Here is a 14,749-nt window from a genome sequence, read left to right as displayed (position 1 = left end):
GACCCCTGCACCACCCCCGAACCGAAGCGTTTACCTCTCTCGGAACCCCCAGAAAGAGACACCCCCCATGAACGCTGAACGCTCGGGCCGGATCCGTCTCCGGCTCCTCCTCGGCGCCCTCGTGGCGTCCCTCCCCCTCGTCGCGACCGGCCTGACCCCCGCCATGGCCGCGACCGGTCAGATCACCGGCATCGGCGGCAAGTGTGTCGACGTGGCGGGCGCCAACAGCGCCAACGGCACGCAGGTGCAGCTCTACACCTGCAACGGCACCGCGGCCCAGTCGTGGAACGTCGGCACGGACGGCACGATCCGCGCCCTCGGCAAGTGCCTCGACGTCGCCGCGGCCAGCAGCGCCAACGGCACGAAGGTGCAGATCTACGACTGCAACGGCTCCGCCGCCCAGCGGTGGACGGCGAACTCCGACGGGACCCTGCGCGCCCTCGGCAAGTGCCTCGACGCCACCGGCCCCAGCTCGGCCGACGGCACCCCGCTCCAGATCTGGGACTGCTTCGCCGGCTCGAACCAGCGGTGGACGCTGCCGAGCGGCGGCGGCACCACGCCTCCCCCGCCCACCGGCGGCAAGATGGCGGGCGCGCCCTACCTCTACATGGGCTGGGGCAACCCGCCCAGCGCCACCTCGGTCATGAGCGCCACCGGCGTCAAGTCCTTCACCATGGCCTTCATCCTCTCGGGCGGCGGCTGCAACCCGATGTGGGACGGCTCCCGGCCGCTGACCGGCGGCGTCGACGCACAGACGATCTCCTCCATCAAGGCGGCGGGCGGCAGCGTCCAGGTCTCCTTCGGCGGCTGGTCCGGCAACAAGCTCGGCCCGAACTGCTCCTCCCCGTCGGCGTATGCCAACGCGGTGCAGCAGGTCATCAACGCCGTCGGCCCGGCCGTGGTCGACTTCGACATCGAGAACACCGACGAGTTCTCCAACTACACCGTGCAGGACCGCATCCTCAACGGCCTGAAGATCGTCAAGCAGAACAACCCCAACGTCAAGATCGCGCTGACCTTCGGCACGAGCACAACCGGCCCGACCGGTGACGGCATCCGCCTGATCAACCAGTCGAAGGCGCTCGGCGTGCCGGTCGACGCCTACACGATCATGCCGTTCGACTTCGGCGGCGGCGCGAACATGTACCAGAGCACGGTCAACGCGGCCGAGGGCCTGAAGAACCAGCTCAAGAGCACCTTCGGCTGGTCCGACGCCCAGGCGTACGGGCACATGGGCATCTCCGGCATGAACGGCCTGTCCGACCAGCAGGAGACGACCACGCAGGCGACCTGGACCCAGATCCGGGACTACGCGAACTCCAAGGGTCTCGTCCGCCTGGCCTTCTGGTCGGTCAACCGGGACCGCCCCTGCGCGGGCGGAGGACTCCAGGAGACCTGCAGCGGCCTCGGCGGGAGCAACTGGGACTTCACCCGCATCACCGCCGGCTTCTAACCAACCAGGGGTGATTTGTACAAGTCGCCCGTGACCATCCAGAATCCTGGTGCGGCACCCGCCGTACCAGGATTCTGCATCTCCAGCGAGGAGCGGCCGCATGACGGTGTTGGCTGACGTGGCGGTGGCCGTGATGGCGCTGATCCACATCTACATCCTCGTGCTGGAGATGTTCCTGTGGACGACGCCGCGGGGCATGAAGGCGTTCGGCACCGACCCGGACCTCGCGGCCAAGACCCGCGTGCTCGCCGCCAACCAGGGGCTCTACAACGGCTTCCTCGCCGCCGGACTGATCTGGGGACTGGTGGCCGCCGACCCGGTGGGCTTCCAGGCCAAGGTCTTCTTCCTCGCCTGCATCCTGGTCGCCGGGCTCTACGGCGCCGCCACCTCCAGCCGCAGGATCCTGTTCGTGCAGGCCGTCCCCGCGGCGATCAGTCTCGTCCTCGTCCTGCTGTCCTGATGACGGGCGTGCCGCGCAGCGTCGTCACCCCCGCCGTGAACACGGCCAGGAACCGCCGCAACGTGGGCAGGAAGGGCGGGCAGGTCGCCGCGATGTCGGGGTCGCTCGCATACAGCTCGGCGACCGCGGCCGGCGGGTTCGCGACCGGGTACAGCGTGCCGGCCATCCCTGTGGCCACCCCGACCAGCTCCGCTCCCTCGTCCGCGCTCAGATCCGGGCGCGCCTGAGCGATTTCGGCCCCGAGGTCGGCGATCACGCGCAGCACCGCTCGCTTGAACACCCGGGCGGCCGGCACCGACACGTTGTGCTCGAGGTTGGTCGACATGTGCGCGAGCAGATCGCAGAACAGCGGCCGGTCGGCCAGCGTGTCCGCCAGCACGTCGGTGACCTCGTCGGCCGCTTCCCGTGCGCGCAGGCGTTCGGTGACCGCCGCCCCCCACTCCTGCCACGCCTCGGCCGCGAGTTCGAGGTAGATCTCCTCGCGGGTGCCGAAATAACGCACCACGTTCGACTTCGCCAGGCCCACGGCGTCCGCGACGTTGCCGAGACTCACGTCGCGGACGCCGACACGCTCGGCGAGGTCGCGTGCGGCGGCGAGGATGGCCTCGCGCCGCTGCTGCTTGTGCTCCGGCCGCCTGGCTCGGACGAATCCCGGCTCTGTCATTTCGAACGCAAGCATACGCCGCGTTAAAAGAACAGCGTCCTCTTGTTAACGTTACGCCGTTCTGTTAGCGTCGGTCCCCTGTCGACCGGACGCAGGGAGGGTATCCGTGGTCGAGGTGCGTATGAAGGTGAACGGAACGGTCGAGACGCTCGATCTGGAGCCGCGGGTCAGCCTGCTCGACGCGCTCCGCGAGCATTTGGGGCTGACCGGCACGAAAAAGGGCTGCAACCAGGGCGCGTGCGGCGCCTGCACACGGTGCTCGCCGACGGGGAGCGGATCAACTCCTGCCTCGCCCTGGCCGTGCAGTACGCCGACCGCGAGATCACCACCATCGAGGGAGTGGGCGACGCCGACCGCATGCATCCGCTGCAGGCGGCGTTCGTGCGCAACGACGGCTTCCAGTGCGGTTATTGCACCTCAGGGCAGATCTGCTCGGCCCTCGGCATGCTGGCGGAGCACGACGCGGGAGCCCCGAGCGCGGTGACCGAACACCTGGCGGCGACCTCGATCGAGCTGTCCGACGCCGAGATCAGGGAGCGGATGAGCGGCAACCTGTGCCGCTGCGGCGCCTACAACGGCATCGTCGAGGCCATCAAGGAGGGCGCACGGTGAAGGCGTTCTCCTACCTCAGCGCCCCCGACGTCGCGACGGCGGTGCGCGCGATCGCCGACCGGCCCAACGCGAAGTTCATCGGCGGCGGCACCAACCTCGTCGATCTCATGCGCGAGGAGATCGAGCGGCCCGACACCGTCATCGACATCACCCGCCTTCCCCTGACCGAAGTCGAGGAACTGCCCGGCGGAGGCGTCCGCATCGGCGCGCTGGTGCGCAACAGCCACCTGGCCGCGAACCGGCTGATCAGGACGCGTTATCCGATGCTCTCCCAGGCGCTCCTGTCGGGCGCCTCGGGTCAGCTGCGCAACATGGCGACGGTCGGCGGCAACCTGCTGCAGCGCACCCGCTGCCTGTACTTCTACGACGACGCGGCCGCCTGCAACAAGCGCGAGCCCGGGAGCGGCTGCGAGGCCGTGGGCGGGTTCACCCGAAGCCACGCCGTGCTGGGCACGAGCGCGGCCTGCATCGCGACGCACCCGTCGGACATGTGCGTCGCCCTTGCCGCGCTCGACGCCACCGTCGTGGCCGAGAGCGTGCGGGGCGAGCGCCGCATCCCGATCTCTGAGTTCCATCTCCTGCCCGGCGAACGTCCGGACATCGAGACCACGCTGACCGCCGACGAGCTGATCACCGCGGTGGAACTGCCCGATGTGCCCGTCGCCGCCACCTCGCGCTACCGCAAGGTGCGCGACCGCGCGTCCTACGCCTTCGCGCTGGTCTCCGTGGCCGCCGCCCTGGAGGTCACCGGCGGGACGGTCTCCGCCGTACGGCTGGCGATGGGCGGCGTCGCCGCCAAGCCCTGGAGGGCACGCGAGGCGGAGCGGCTCCTGCTCGGCGGCCCCGCCGACGTGGAGTCCTTCCGGCGCGCCGCGGCGACCGAGCTCGCCCCCGCGGTCGCCCAGCCGGGGAACGCCTTCAAGATCGAGTTGGCCCAGCGGGTGATCGTGGCGACGCTCGCCCAGTTGCTCGCGGAAGGAAGCGCGGCATGACGCAGACGCAGACGCAGGAGAGCCCGGCTCTTCCGAGGGCGGGCCGCAACGTCGGCAAGCCGATCGACCGGGTCGACGGCAAGGCCAAGACCACGGGGGCGGCTCGCTTCTCGGCCGAATACCCCTACCCCGGCCTCGCGCACGCCGCGCTGGTCCACGCGACGGTCGGCCGGGGGCGGATCGCCGGCATCGACGTCACGGCCGCCGCGGCCGTCCCCGGGGTGCTCACCGTGATCACGCACCTGAACGCGCCGCCGATGAAGCCGCCGCCCCCGGTGAGCCTGCTGAACCTCGAATCGCTCGCCTCCGCGACCACGGTCAACTACCTCAACACCGACGAGGTGCACTGGCACGGCCAGCCGGTCGGCGTGGTGGTCGCGGCCACACTGGACGCCGCCGTGGAGGCCGCCGCGCTGGTCAGGGTCTCCTACGAGGAACTTCCCGCCAGGGTCGACTTCGCCGCGGCCGAAGGCCGGGCCAAGCCGCAGAAGGGCAACGCGCTGCAGCCGGGCGAGTCCAGGAAGGGGGACGCGGAGGCCGCCCTCGCGGCGGCGCCCGTGTCGGTGGACCTGCGCTACACCACGCCTCCGCACAACCACAACGCGCTGGAGCCGCACGCGACGACGGCGGCATGGGACGGCGACCGGCTGACCGTGCACGAGGGGGCGCAGAACATCGCCTGGGTGCGCGGTCACCTCGCCCACAAGTTCGGCGTTCCCGCGCAGAACGTGCGCGTGATCTCTCCGTACGTCGGCGGCGCCTTCGGCGGCAAGACCATGATCTGGCCCGGCACGATCCTCGCGGTGCTCGCCGCCCGGGTGACCGGCAGGCCCGTACGGCTGGCGCTCACGAGGGAAGGGGTCTACCGCACGGTCGGCGGGCGCACGCCCTCGATCCAGCGGGTCGCCCTCGGCGCGAACGAGGACGGCAGGCTCACCTCGCTGATCCACACGAGCATCACGCGGGTCGGCGCGGTCGGCGGCGGCCCCGAGCAGGTGACCTCCCAGTCGAGGCACCTCTACGACGCCGAGAACATCTTCGTGCAGCAGAACCTGGTCAAGCTCGACCTGCTGTCCAACACGGTGATGCGCGCACCCGGCGAGTCCATCGGCACGTACGCGCTGGAGACGGCGGTCGACGAGCTGGCGTCCAAGCTGGGCATGGACCCGATCGAGCTGCGCATGCGCAACGAGCCGGAGAGGAATCCGCTCGACGGCAAACGTTTCGCCCACCGCATGTTGCGTGAGGCCTACGCTCGCGGCGCCGAGCGGTTCGGCTGGGCCGACAGGACGCCGGAGCCGGGCTCGATGCGCGACGGACGGTGGCTGATCGGCATGGGCGTGGCGTCGGCCTACCACCCGTCGTGGCAGTTCGCCGCCAACGTGACGGTGCGGCTGTCGGCCGACGGGACGGTCGTGGTGCGCTGCGGCTTCCATGAGATGGGCATGGGCGGGGCGACCGCGCACGCGCAGATCACCGCCGACGCGCTCGGCGTGCCGTTCGAGGCGGTGCGGGTCGAATACGGCGACTCGGACCTGCCGACCGGCCCCGGGGCCGGCGGGTCGGGGCAGACCGCCAGCGTGGCCGCGAGCCTGCTCACCGCGTGCGACAAGCTGAAGCGCTCGGTGCTGGCGCTGGCCAGGCGGTCGAGCGGGTCGCCGCTGCGCGGCGTGCGGCCATCCGGCGTCGAGGCCCGCGACGGCGGCCTCTACCAGGCAGGTGCGGCCGGGCGGGGGGAAGCCTACGCGGCGATCCTGGCCAGGGCCGGCCGTACCTCGGTGGAGGCGCAGGTCGGTTCGGAGACGCGGATGGGCGCGCTGGCCGGCCAGGTCAGGTTCATGTCGAAGCTGATGCTCGACAGGCGCCGGTGGGTGAAGGCGGCCTGCGGCGCCCAGTTCTGCGAGGTGCGCGTCGATCCCGACACCGGCGAGGTGCGGGTGTCGCGCTGGGTCGGGGTGTTCGACGTCGGCACCGTGATCAACGCCAAGACGGCAGCGAGTCAGCTGCGCGGCGGCATCGTGATGGGCATCGGGATGGCCCTGTCGGAGGCGACGCTCGTGGATCCGAGGCACGGACGCATCATGAACCCGAGCCTCGCGGAATATCACGTGCCGGTGCACGCCGACATCCCGCCGATCGACGTCTCCTGGCTGAACGAGCCCGACCCGACCATGCCCCTCGGGCTGATCGGCGTGGGCGAGGTGAGCATCACCGGGGCGGCCGCCGCGATCGCCAACGCCGTCCATCACGCGACCGGCAGGCGGGTGCGCGACCTGCCCATCACTCTCGACGCCCTGATGTGATCGGGGCCCAGACGACGGAAGGAGAGCCGGCAGGGTGAAGGTCATCGTCTTCGGCGCGACCGGCATGATCGGGCAGGGCGTGTTGCGGGAGTGCCTGGTCGACCCGGCGGTGGAGGAGGTGCTCGTCGTCGGGCGCAGGTCGGCCGGGCAGCGGCACGCGAAACTCCGCGAGGTGATTTATCCAGATTTTTCGGATTTCTCCGCGCTGGCGGAGGAGTTCTCCCGCTATGACGCGTGCTTCTTCTGCCTCGGAGTCTCCTCCGTCGGCATGAGCGAGGACGCATACCGCCGCGTCACCTACGACATCACGCTCGCGGCGGCGACCGTCATGGCCGAACGCAATCCCGCCATGACCTTCGTCTACGTCTCGGGAGAGGGCAGCGACAGCTCAGAGAGGGGCCGGGTCATGTGGGCCCGCGTGCGGGGCCGCACCGAGAACGCGTTGCTGCGCCTGCCGTTCCACGCCTACGTCATCCGCCTCGGCTATGTGCAGCCCCTGTACGGGGTGGCGTCGAAGACGCGGTGGTACCGGGGGATGTACGCGGTCGTCGCCCCCGCCTACCCGCTGCTGCGCCGGCTCCTGCCCCGCCACGTGACGACCACGGAGAACGTGGGCAAGGCCATGCTCGCCCTGGCCCGGCGGGGAACCGACGCCAAAATTTTGTACAGCCGCGACGTCAACGCCGCGGCCGCCTGAGATCACACCGGCTCGGCGCGCTCTGCACTCGGCCGGCCCACCAGCGGAACGCGCATGACGAAACGCGCGCCTCCGCCCGGCGCGTCCTCGATGGACAACGAGCCGTCGTGGGCGCGGGCGATCTCGTGCGCGATGGCCAGGCCGAGGCCGGTGCCGCCGTGTGCCCGGCTGCGGGCGGTGTCGAGCCGGGTGAAGCGCAGGAAGATGCGCTCCCTGTCGGCTTCGGGGATCCCGTCGCCGTCGTCGGTGACGACGACCTCCGCGTCTTCCCCGGCCCGGCGCACGTCGACTATGACCGCCTCCCTGGCATGACGCTGAGCGTTGTCGAGCAGGTTGGAGAAGGCGCGGCGCAGCTGATCGGGCACCACGCCGACGACGGTCCCCGGCTCCAGGCTGAGGTTGACGGGGCGCTTGCCCGGGTGGGTGGAGACTTCGCTCCTGATCAGGTCGGCCAGGTCCAGGGTGACCCGGGTGCCGGGCCCGTCGGTCCCCAGCCGGGCGAGGAGTAGCAGGTCGGACGCGATCGCCTCCAGCCGGTTGACGTCTCCCAGGGCGTGCCCGAGCACGGCGCGCAGGTCGGTCTGGTCGAAATGCAGCAGGGCGTCCTCGATCTGGGTTCGCAGCCCGGCGATGGGGGTGCGCAGTTCGTGTGACGCGTCGGAGGCGAACTGCCGCTGCTGGCCGAGCATGCGTTCCAGGCCGCGCTGTGCGTGGTCGAGCCGGCTGAGGGTGTTGTTGATCGTGCGGGCCAGCCGTGCGATCTCGTCCTGTCCGGGCGGTTCGGGGACCCTGCTGCTGAGGTCGTTGACGTTGATTGCGGCGAGCTCGGCCCGGATGGCCCCCACCGGGCGCAGCGTCCGGCCGGTGACCTTCCAGGTGGCCCAGGCGGTGAGAAAGATCAGGCCGCCGATCTGGACGGCGAACAAGGTGTCGAAGAGCCCCGTGGACATCGGGCTCGACACCCGTTCGCCCACGTAGACGACGTAGGTGCCGTCATTCGCCGTCTTCGAGGCCGCCAGAACGGCCTCCAGCCGGACGCATCCGACCCGCGGGATTCCGCAGGTCTGCACGTCCAGCTGGGGTTCTTGCCTGGTCGGCCAGGCCGACGTCATAGGTGGAAGGTTCTTGGCGGCTGCCGAGGATGCCACGAGGCGGTGGTCAGAGGCCACGACCTGGATGAGGTCGGCTCCCGTGACCTGGGGAGTGATGGGGTTCCGCAGCCGCCCGGCCCGGATGTCCGCGGCGGTGATGACCGCCTGTTGGTGTGCGTGGTCCCATTCCATGTCCGTCAGCCTCTGCCTGGCCACTGCCGCCGCGGCCAGTCCTGCGGGCACGAGGAGCAGCACCGCGAAGAATGTGATCAGGGCGGTCACCCGGCCGCGGATCGACCGGGGGTGCAGCCATTCGGGCGCTGACGGAGGCACGGGTGCCGGCACACCTCCTCACGATCTTGCTCAGGCTAAGAGTGTGATGGGGATCGGCCGGATCACGCACCATCATGGGTGCAGGGATGCGGTACCCGGCGGAGCGCTTCCCTGCGGAAGCGGTACTCGTCGTCGTCGATCTCGCCGTCTACGAAGCTCTTGAAGAGCAGATCCTCTTCTGGATTGTTCACGTCGCGGCTGAAGCCGGAGACCTTGGTGCGGGAAACGGCTCCCACGCCACCGATGAGCGCGATCCAGAAGGCGACGCTGATGATGAGGAACAACGCTTCCTGCTCGCTGATCGCAATGCCGTACAGAAACATCGGCCTGCAGTTCTCCCTTCCCGGCCCGATGCCCCCGAGCATCGGAGCGAGTAGCAATGGCAGCGGAGGGCAGTGGTGAGAGGGCTGTGCTTGGGGCCACGCCTTCCGCCGACGACACCAGCAGATGGTGACTGCTCGCCCCTGAAGTGGGGTCGACGTTGTCGAATCTTGCCGCTGGAGCCATGACCCAATACTCGCTACATGTGGTCTGACCTGCCAGGGTGCGTTCAGCCTGGGTGTATCACTGCCACCATATTTGTCCAAAGCTGCCATATCGTGACTAAGTGGACAGACCATATCTTTTGCGACGATCTCCGGGCAGATGTCCAAACCCTGGGCGTTCCGTGGGCGGCTGGTGAGATTTGTGTGGCCCCCGCGCTCGATCCGCGTCCGCTACACGCTGGTGGCCACCGCCCTGTCGCTCGTCTTCTTGACCGTCATCGGCGTGAGCGTCGACCTGGCCGCCCGGTACAAGGTCCAGGCCGACACCTTCGACGACACGAAGGCCACGGCCAGCCAGTGGAGCGCGGCCGTACGCAACGGAACCGTGCCCCAGACGATCCCGACCAGCAGCCGGGCCGACCTGATCCAGATCGTCGACGCCAAGGGCCGCGTTCTCAAGGCCAGCAAGGAAGCCGCCGGCATGCCGCCCCTCACCGACGTGCGTCCTCCGTCCGACGACAGGTTCCAGAACATCACCGCGATGTCCCCCGGGAACGGGCCCGTGATGCTCTTCGCGATCCGGGTCACGCCCGCCGCGGACTCCCCGGTCGTCTACGCGGGTGAGCCCGAGCCCGCCCTGCTCTCGAGCCATTGGCTGGAGGTCGGCACCACCGCCGCGGCCGTACCCCTCCTGGCCTTCATCGGGTGGATCACCTGGACCACCCTCGGCCGCATGCTGCGTCCGGTGGAGGCGATCCGAACCCGGATGTCGGAGATCAGCGGCAGCGACATCAGCCTGCGGGTGCCCGTGCCACACGGCAGGGACGAGATCGCGATGCTCGCCAGGACGGCCAACGAGACGCTGGAACGGCTCGAAGTCGCGGTCAAGCAGCAGCGCAGGTTCGCCTCCGACGCGTCCCACGAGTTGCGCACCCCGATCGCCGGCCTCCGGCTGAGCCTGGAGGACGCGATCGAGCATCCCGAGGACGTCGACGCGATGGAGACCTTGCGCACCGCGTTGTCGACGACGGACCGGCTCGAGGCGATCGTGCGCGACCTGCTGGTGCTCGCCCGCATGCGTGCCGGCGATCCCGCGCCCCCCGAGTCGATCGATCTCGCCGCGCTGGCGAAAGAGGTGTCGACCGGGCCGATCGACACCGTCCCCGTGCACGTTCACGGCTCCGGTGACGTCCGCGTCAGCGGCTCCCGCATCCAGTTGAGCCGGCTCCTGAGCAATCTCCTCGACAACGCCCGCCGTCACGCCCACACCACCGTCGAGGTGGGCGTCGAATCCGTGAACGGCCAGGCGATCGTCACCGTCACCGACGACGGGGCCGGCATCGCGCCGAAGGACCGCGAGCGCGTCTTCGGCCGTTTCGCCCGGCTGGAGGACGGCCGCCGCCTCGACCCTGGCGGCAGCGGCCTCGGCCTGGCCATCTCCCGGGAGATCGCCGAGGCGCACGGCGGCACGCTCCGCGCCGAGGACTCCCCGCGGGGAGCGCGGTTCGTCCTGCGGCTCCGGGCGCTGGACGGCCCCGGCCGACGACCTCTAGCCTGAACTGATCGTTCAGTTCAGGAGGCGCCGATGACTGGTAAAGCCGAGCCGGGAGAGGGGATCCTGGCGCATCCCACCGGCGCACGCAGCCTCCGCGTGCGCGAGGCCGTCCTGCGGGCGACCCGCGACCTCCTCTGGGAGGGCGGTCTTCCCGCCGCCACGGTCGACGCGATCTCCGCGCGTTCCGGCGTCAGCAAGGCGACGGTCTACAAGCACTGGCCGACGAAGACGGCCGTCGCCGCCGAGGCGTTCGGACGCCACATGGCCGAGACCGTGCCCCTGCCCGACACCGGCACGGCCCGCGGCGACCTCGCCGAACACGTCCGGCAGGTCAGCGCCTTCTACGCGAGTCCGGCGGGGGCGGTGTTCGCGCAGTTGCTGGCGGCGTGCGTGACCGATCCCGAGGGCGCGCCGTACTTCCGCGCCTACTTCCTCCACGGCCGTCGGGAGGCCGCGGGCACCCTGTGGGAGCGTGCCGTACGGCAAGGCGAGGCCGACCCCTCCGTCGACGTGGAGACCGCGATCGACGTGCTGTTCGGCCCGCTCATCTTCCGGCTGATGTCCGGCCACATGGAACTCACCCCCGGCGAGGCCGACGCGATCAGCGCTGCGGCGCTCGACGGGCTTCTCCGGCACGGCTGACGGTCTGCTCCACCAGCAGCCGGGCGACATCCGGAAGGTGGCTCCTGCGCTGGTAGGCGGCACGCTGGCGGGCCGCACCCGAGCCGCGGCGCCGTACGGTCTCCAGAGCGCCGGCGACCATGCGCAGGTCGCCGGTGGCCGCCAGGCCCGGCCGCACCCTCTCGACGAGCCTGCGCACCAGCCGCCAGGCCGGCACGCGGTCCCCGGTGAACAGGTCGAGGCCGTGTCCGTCCAGGCCGTCCCTGGCCGCCCGCCACAGCGCGGCGCGCAGCAGCGTCTGGTCGACCTGAGGCGCGGCGACCCCCGCGCGCACGTCGCGCAGCGCGGTCGCGGCGAGCGCGCGCACGAGGACGGCCAGCAGCACGGCCTCCTCCGCGGTCGCGCACACGTCGGCACAGCGGAACTCGAGTGTGGGCACATGATCGGAGAGCCGGATCAGCCAGTAGATCATGCCGCGGTCGAGGATCGCCCCGCTGGCGCGCAGACCGGAGACGAGGCTCTCGTAGTGCCCGGCCGAGTGGAAGAAAGGCGGCGGCTCCGCGCTCGGCCAGCGGGCGATCAGCATGGTCCGCCAGCTGGAATAGCCGGTGTCGTACGCGTCGCAGATCGGCGAGTTGGACGTCAGCGCGAGCAGGACCGGCAACCACGGACGGGCGTGGTTGATGACCTGCACGGCCTCCTCGTGGTCGCCGATCCCGATGTGGACGTGGCACCCGCACACGCCCTGGCCGCGAATGACGGCGCGGAACTCGCGCGCGATGTGGCGATAACGCGTGCACCGGCTCAGGGGAGGCTCCCCCGTGTTGCCGATCAGCGCCGTGCCGCAGGCCGCGAGTCCCACCCCCGAGGCTGACGCGGCAGTCGCCGCCGCCAGACGCAGCTCGAGCAGGTCGCTTCTGAGCGTCGCCTGATCGGTGTGGACCAAGGTGTTGCTCTCGATCTGGAACCGGGTCAGCTCGCGGACCAGCCGGGCTCCGGACGCGCCCGCCACCCGTGCCTGCACCTCCTCGGCCGCCGGAGCGGTCCGGCCCGTCTCCGGCTCGAGCAGCAGGAACTCCTCCTCCACGCCCATCGTGAGCACGGGGACCGGCGCCGCCGGCGCCGCGACGACGGGAGTCGCCTGCGCGCCGGGCAGCCGGACCTCCGTGGTCATGGCCGTACCTTCATCTCGCCGCCCTCCCCCGTCAGGCGGGGACCGGATCGGGGTCACGGCCCCAGTGCCGGTGTACGGCCACCGCCGCGACGAAGGCCTCGACGAACTCGTCGGACACCGGACCGAGATGGGTGACCACACCCTGATCGCTCACCGTTCCCTCACGCGAGCCCGCCCGCCACACGCCGACGTGCGCGGTGTCCAGCAGCCTGACGCCCTCGCCGAGCGCGCCGACCGCCTTGCAGTGCTTGTAGGCCTCGGTGACGAAATGTACGGCCTGGCCGTCCTCGCTCAGCGTGCGCACGCTGAAGGGCCCGCCCGGGACGAGCACGGCATCGTAGAGCACGGACGCGACGGTCGGCAGCGCGTGATCGACGTGCACGCTGTCTCCGTCCGCACCGGTCAGCTCGCCTTCCCGCGGGCCGAGGACGTCGCATTTCGCCCCCACCGCGCGCAGCGCGTCCTTGATCACGTCGACCTCGGCGCCGTGGACGCCGTCGGCCGCCAAGATCGCGACCTTGCGGGTGTCGGCCCCCGCCGTCGGCTGCCTGTCCTGGCTGAGCGCGGGCGAGCTGCGGCCGTGGTTCTCGACGACCTCCTTCGCCGGGGGCTCCACCCCGATGCCCTCGGCCACCTGGACGGCCATGTCGTGGTCGACGTGGTTGAGGTTCTCGACCACCTTCTCCCGGATGTGCGGGTAGGTGACCTTGCCCAGCTCGAAGCGGAACGCCGACACGATGTGCCGCTTCTCCCAGTCGGCCATGCTGTTCCAGAACAGCGTCGCCTGGCCGTAGTGGTCGGAGAAGCTGTCGCTTCGCGTGCGGGTCTTCACGCCTTCCACATGCTCGGGATAGTGCGTGTACGCCAGGCCGTTCGACAGGGCGGGGCAGCCCCCCGACAACGTGTTGGGGTGGTAGCTGGCCTTCCCCTGCGGGATCACCGACTGGTGGTAACCGTCGCGGTGGTCGTTGCGCGCCTCCACGACCGGCCGGTTGACCGGGAGCTGCGTGAAGTTGGGTCCTCCGAGCCTGATCAGCTGGGTGTCGAGGTAGGAGAACATGCGCGCCTGGAGCAGCGGGTCGTCGGTGACGTCGATGCCGGGCACCAGGTTGCCGACGCAGAAGGCCACCTGCTCGGTCTCGGCGAAGAAGTTGTCCGGGTTGCGGTCGAGCACCATCCGGCCCACCGGGCGGACCGGCACCCGCTCCTCAGGGATGATCTTCGTGGGATCCAGCAGGTCGAAGTCGAAGGCGGCCTCGTCCTCCTCGGCGATCAGCTGCAGGCCGAGCTCGTACTCAGGGAAGTCGCCGGCCTCGATCGACTCCCACAGGTCACGGCGGTTGAAGTCGGGGTCCATCCCGGCGATCTTCTGGGTCTCGTCCCAGACGAGCGAGTGCACCCCCAGCTTGGGCTTCCAGTGGAACTTCACGAACGTGGAGCGGCCCTCGGCGTTGACCAGCCGGAAGGTGTGCACGCCGAATCCCTGCATCATCCGGAAGCTGCGCGGAAGCGCCCGGTCGGACATCAGCCACATGATCATGTGGGTGATCTCCGGCTGGAGCCCGACGAAGTCCCACAGGGTGTCGTGCGCCGACGACGCCTGGGGCATCTCATTCTGCGGCTCGGGTTTGACCGCGTGCACGAAGTCGGGGAACTTGATGCCGTCCTGGATGAAGAAGACCGGGATGTTGTTGCCCACCAGGTCGAAGTTGCCCTGCCTGGTGTAGAACTTCGTGGCGAATCCCCGTACGTCACGCACGGTGTCGGCCGACCCCCGCGAGCCCGCGACGGTCGAGAACCGGACGAAGACGGAGGTCTCCAGCGTCGGATCGCACAGGAACTCCGCCGTGGTGTATTCGGCCAGCGACTCGTACACCTGGAAACGGCCGTAGGCGCCGGAACCGCGGGCGTGTACCACCCGCTCGGGGATGCGTTCGTGATCGAAGTGCGTCAGCTTCTCGCGGAAGTGGAAGTCTTCCATGAGCGTCGGGCCGCGTTCCCCAGCGCGCAGGGAGTTGTCGGTCTCACCGATGCGGATGCCCTGATCCGTCGTGTACGGCGCGGCTTTGGGGTCCAGCCGGTGTGCGTCCAACTGCCGGTATTTGTCGTCAGTCATCAGGTCACCCCCCGGTGTGACGTCGCCTACCGGCGCCCCTATCCCAACTTGAACGCATAAATCACCCAAAAGTTCAAAGATGGCGCCAATCCCGTGCCGCACGCCGAGATCTGACCACGTGAGGCGCCCCCTCACCGGCCATGGTGGTCCCGGCCGCCCCGTCGGCCGCGCGATCACGAAAGCGCGGCGGCCG

Annotated in this window: 12 protein-coding genes and 1 pseudogene; 8 read left to right on the top strand and 5 right to left on the bottom strand. The window is 70.1% G+C overall.

Going from position 1 to position 14,749, the window contains the following annotated elements; translation table 11 throughout:
* The first annotated feature begins 67 nt into the window (after positions 1–67).
* On the top strand, positions 68–1,453 hold the full coding sequence (locus tag Pth03_RS03645) for a chitinase (protein WP_203942653.1): 1,386 nt from the start codon (positions 68–70) through the stop codon (positions 1,451–1,453).
* Positions 1,454–1,553: 100 nt separating this feature from the next.
* Positions 1,554–1,913, top strand: a complete 360-nt coding sequence (locus tag Pth03_RS03640) for a DUF1304 domain-containing protein (protein ID WP_203942652.1) — start codon at positions 1,554–1,556, stop codon at positions 1,911–1,913.
* Here the strand turns inward: Pth03_RS03640 and Pth03_RS03635 are convergent.
* Complete coding sequence (locus Pth03_RS03635; RefSeq protein ID WP_203942651.1) at positions 1,885–2,577, bottom strand: TetR/AcrR family transcriptional regulator; 693 nt, start codon at positions 2,575–2,577, stop codon at positions 1,885–1,887. The genes Pth03_RS03640 and Pth03_RS03635 overlap by 29 nt on opposite strands.
* A 121-nt stretch (positions 2,578–2,698) precedes the next feature.
* Here Pth03_RS03635 and Pth03_RS03630 point away from each other — a divergent pair.
* The 4 genes and pseudogenes from Pth03_RS03630 to Pth03_RS03615 all read left to right on the top strand — a co-directional run bounded on the left by Pth03_RS03630 (position 2,699) and on the right by Pth03_RS03615 (position 7,181).
* Positions 2,699–3,189: pseudogene (locus Pth03_RS03630) on the top strand (2Fe-2S iron-sulfur cluster-binding protein).
* Positions 3,186–4,181 carry an FAD binding domain-containing protein gene (locus tag Pth03_RS03625; RefSeq protein ID WP_203942650.1) on the top strand — a complete coding sequence of 332 codons (996 nt, stop codon included), beginning with the start codon at positions 3,186–3,188 and terminating at the stop codon, positions 4,179–4,181. The pseudogene Pth03_RS03630 and the gene Pth03_RS03625 overlap by 4 nt, the downstream one beginning before the upstream one ends.
* Positions 4,178–6,484: a xanthine dehydrogenase family protein molybdopterin-binding subunit gene (locus Pth03_RS03620; protein ID WP_203942649.1), complete on the top strand. Its 2,307-nt coding sequence runs from the start codon at positions 4,178–4,180 to the stop codon at positions 6,482–6,484. Before Pth03_RS03625 ends, Pth03_RS03620 begins: the two co-directional genes overlap by 4 nt.
* A 34-nt stretch (positions 6,485–6,518) precedes the next feature.
* Positions 6,519–7,181, top strand: a complete 663-nt coding sequence (locus Pth03_RS03615) for an NAD-dependent epimerase/dehydratase family protein (protein ID WP_203942648.1) — start codon at positions 6,519–6,521, stop codon at positions 7,179–7,181.
* Positions 7,182–7,183: 2 nt separating this feature from the next.
* Here Pth03_RS03615 and Pth03_RS03610 read toward each other — a convergent pair whose 3' ends face one another.
* Positions 7,184–8,605, bottom strand: coding sequence for a sensor histidine kinase (locus tag Pth03_RS03610; protein ID WP_203942647.1), 1,422 nt, complete (start codon positions 8,603–8,605; stop codon positions 7,184–7,186).
* Between the two features lie 62 nt (positions 8,606–8,667).
* A complete protein-coding gene (locus tag Pth03_RS03605) occupies positions 8,668–8,928 on the bottom strand; it encodes an SHOCT domain-containing protein (RefSeq protein ID WP_203942646.1) in 261 nt (86 codons plus the stop codon).
* A 322-nt stretch (positions 8,929–9,250) separates the two neighbouring features.
* Here Pth03_RS03605 and Pth03_RS03600 point away from each other — a divergent pair, with 322 nt between their 5' ends.
* Together Pth03_RS03600 and Pth03_RS03595 are read left to right on the top strand one after the other, a co-directional pair.
* Positions 9,251–10,648, top strand: a complete 1,398-nt coding sequence (locus Pth03_RS03600; RefSeq protein ID WP_203942645.1) for a sensor histidine kinase — start codon at positions 9,251–9,253, stop codon at positions 10,646–10,648.
* A 27-nt stretch (positions 10,649–10,675) separates the two neighbouring features.
* Entirely contained in the window at positions 10,676–11,287 is a 612-nt protein-coding gene (locus Pth03_RS03595; protein WP_203942644.1) for a TetR/AcrR family transcriptional regulator, read from the top strand.
* On the opposite strand, the gene Pth03_RS03590 is transcribed toward Pth03_RS03595, so the two are convergent.
* The gene (locus Pth03_RS03590; RefSeq protein WP_203942643.1) at positions 11,247–12,440 is read right to left on the bottom strand and encodes a carboxylate-amine ligase; all 1,194 of its coding nucleotides are present in this window, start codon (positions 12,438–12,440) and stop codon (positions 11,247–11,249) included. The genes Pth03_RS03595 and Pth03_RS03590 overlap by 41 nt on opposite strands.
* 31 nt (positions 12,441–12,471) lie before the next feature.
* Positions 12,472–14,556 carry a catalase gene (locus Pth03_RS03585; RefSeq protein ID WP_203942642.1) on the bottom strand — a complete coding sequence of 695 codons (2,085 nt, stop codon included), beginning with the start codon at positions 14,554–14,556 and terminating at the stop codon, positions 12,472–12,474.
* Positions 14,557–14,749: the final 193 nt, after the last annotated feature.

Origin of the sequence: Planotetraspora thailandica, assembly GCF_016863335.1 — a bacterium.
Lineage (GTDB): Bacteria > Actinomycetota > Actinomycetes > Streptosporangiales > Streptosporangiaceae > Planotetraspora > Planotetraspora thailandica.
This window is presented reverse-complemented; position numbering and strand designations above follow the sequence as displayed.

Bases quoted from the DNA above. Each gene is read 5' to 3' on its own strand.
- Pth03_RS03645 (WP_203942653.1), top strand. From the start codon at position 68: ATGAACGCTGAACGCTCGGGCCGGATCCGTCTCCGGCTCCTCCTCGGC.
- Pth03_RS03640 (WP_203942652.1), top strand. From the start codon at position 1,554: ATGACGGTGTTGGCTGACGTGGCGGTGGCCGTGATGGCGCTGATCCAC.
- Pth03_RS03620 (WP_203942649.1), top strand. From the start codon at position 4,178: ATGACGCAGACGCAGACGCAGGAGAGCCCGGCTCTTCCGAGGGCGGGC.
- Pth03_RS03635 (WP_203942651.1), bottom strand. From the start codon at position 2,577: ATGACAGAGCCGGGATTCGTCCGAGCCAGGCGGCCGGAGCACAAGCAG.
- Pth03_RS03600 (WP_203942645.1), top strand. From the start codon at position 9,251: ATGTCCAAACCCTGGGCGTTCCGTGGGCGGCTGGTGAGATTTGTGTGG.
- Pth03_RS03605 (WP_203942646.1), bottom strand. From the start codon at position 8,928: ATGTTTCTGTACGGCATTGCGATCAGCGAGCAGGAAGCGTTGTTCCTC.
- Pth03_RS03590 (WP_203942643.1), bottom strand. From the start codon at position 12,440: ATGACCACGGAGGTCCGGCTGCCCGGCGCGCAGGCGACTCCCGTCGTC.
- Pth03_RS03585 (WP_203942642.1), bottom strand. From the start codon at position 14,556: ATGACTGACGACAAATACCGGCAGTTGGACGCACACCGGCTGGACCCC.
- Pth03_RS03595 (WP_203942644.1), top strand. From the start codon at position 10,676: ATGACTGGTAAAGCCGAGCCGGGAGAGGGGATCCTGGCGCATCCCACC.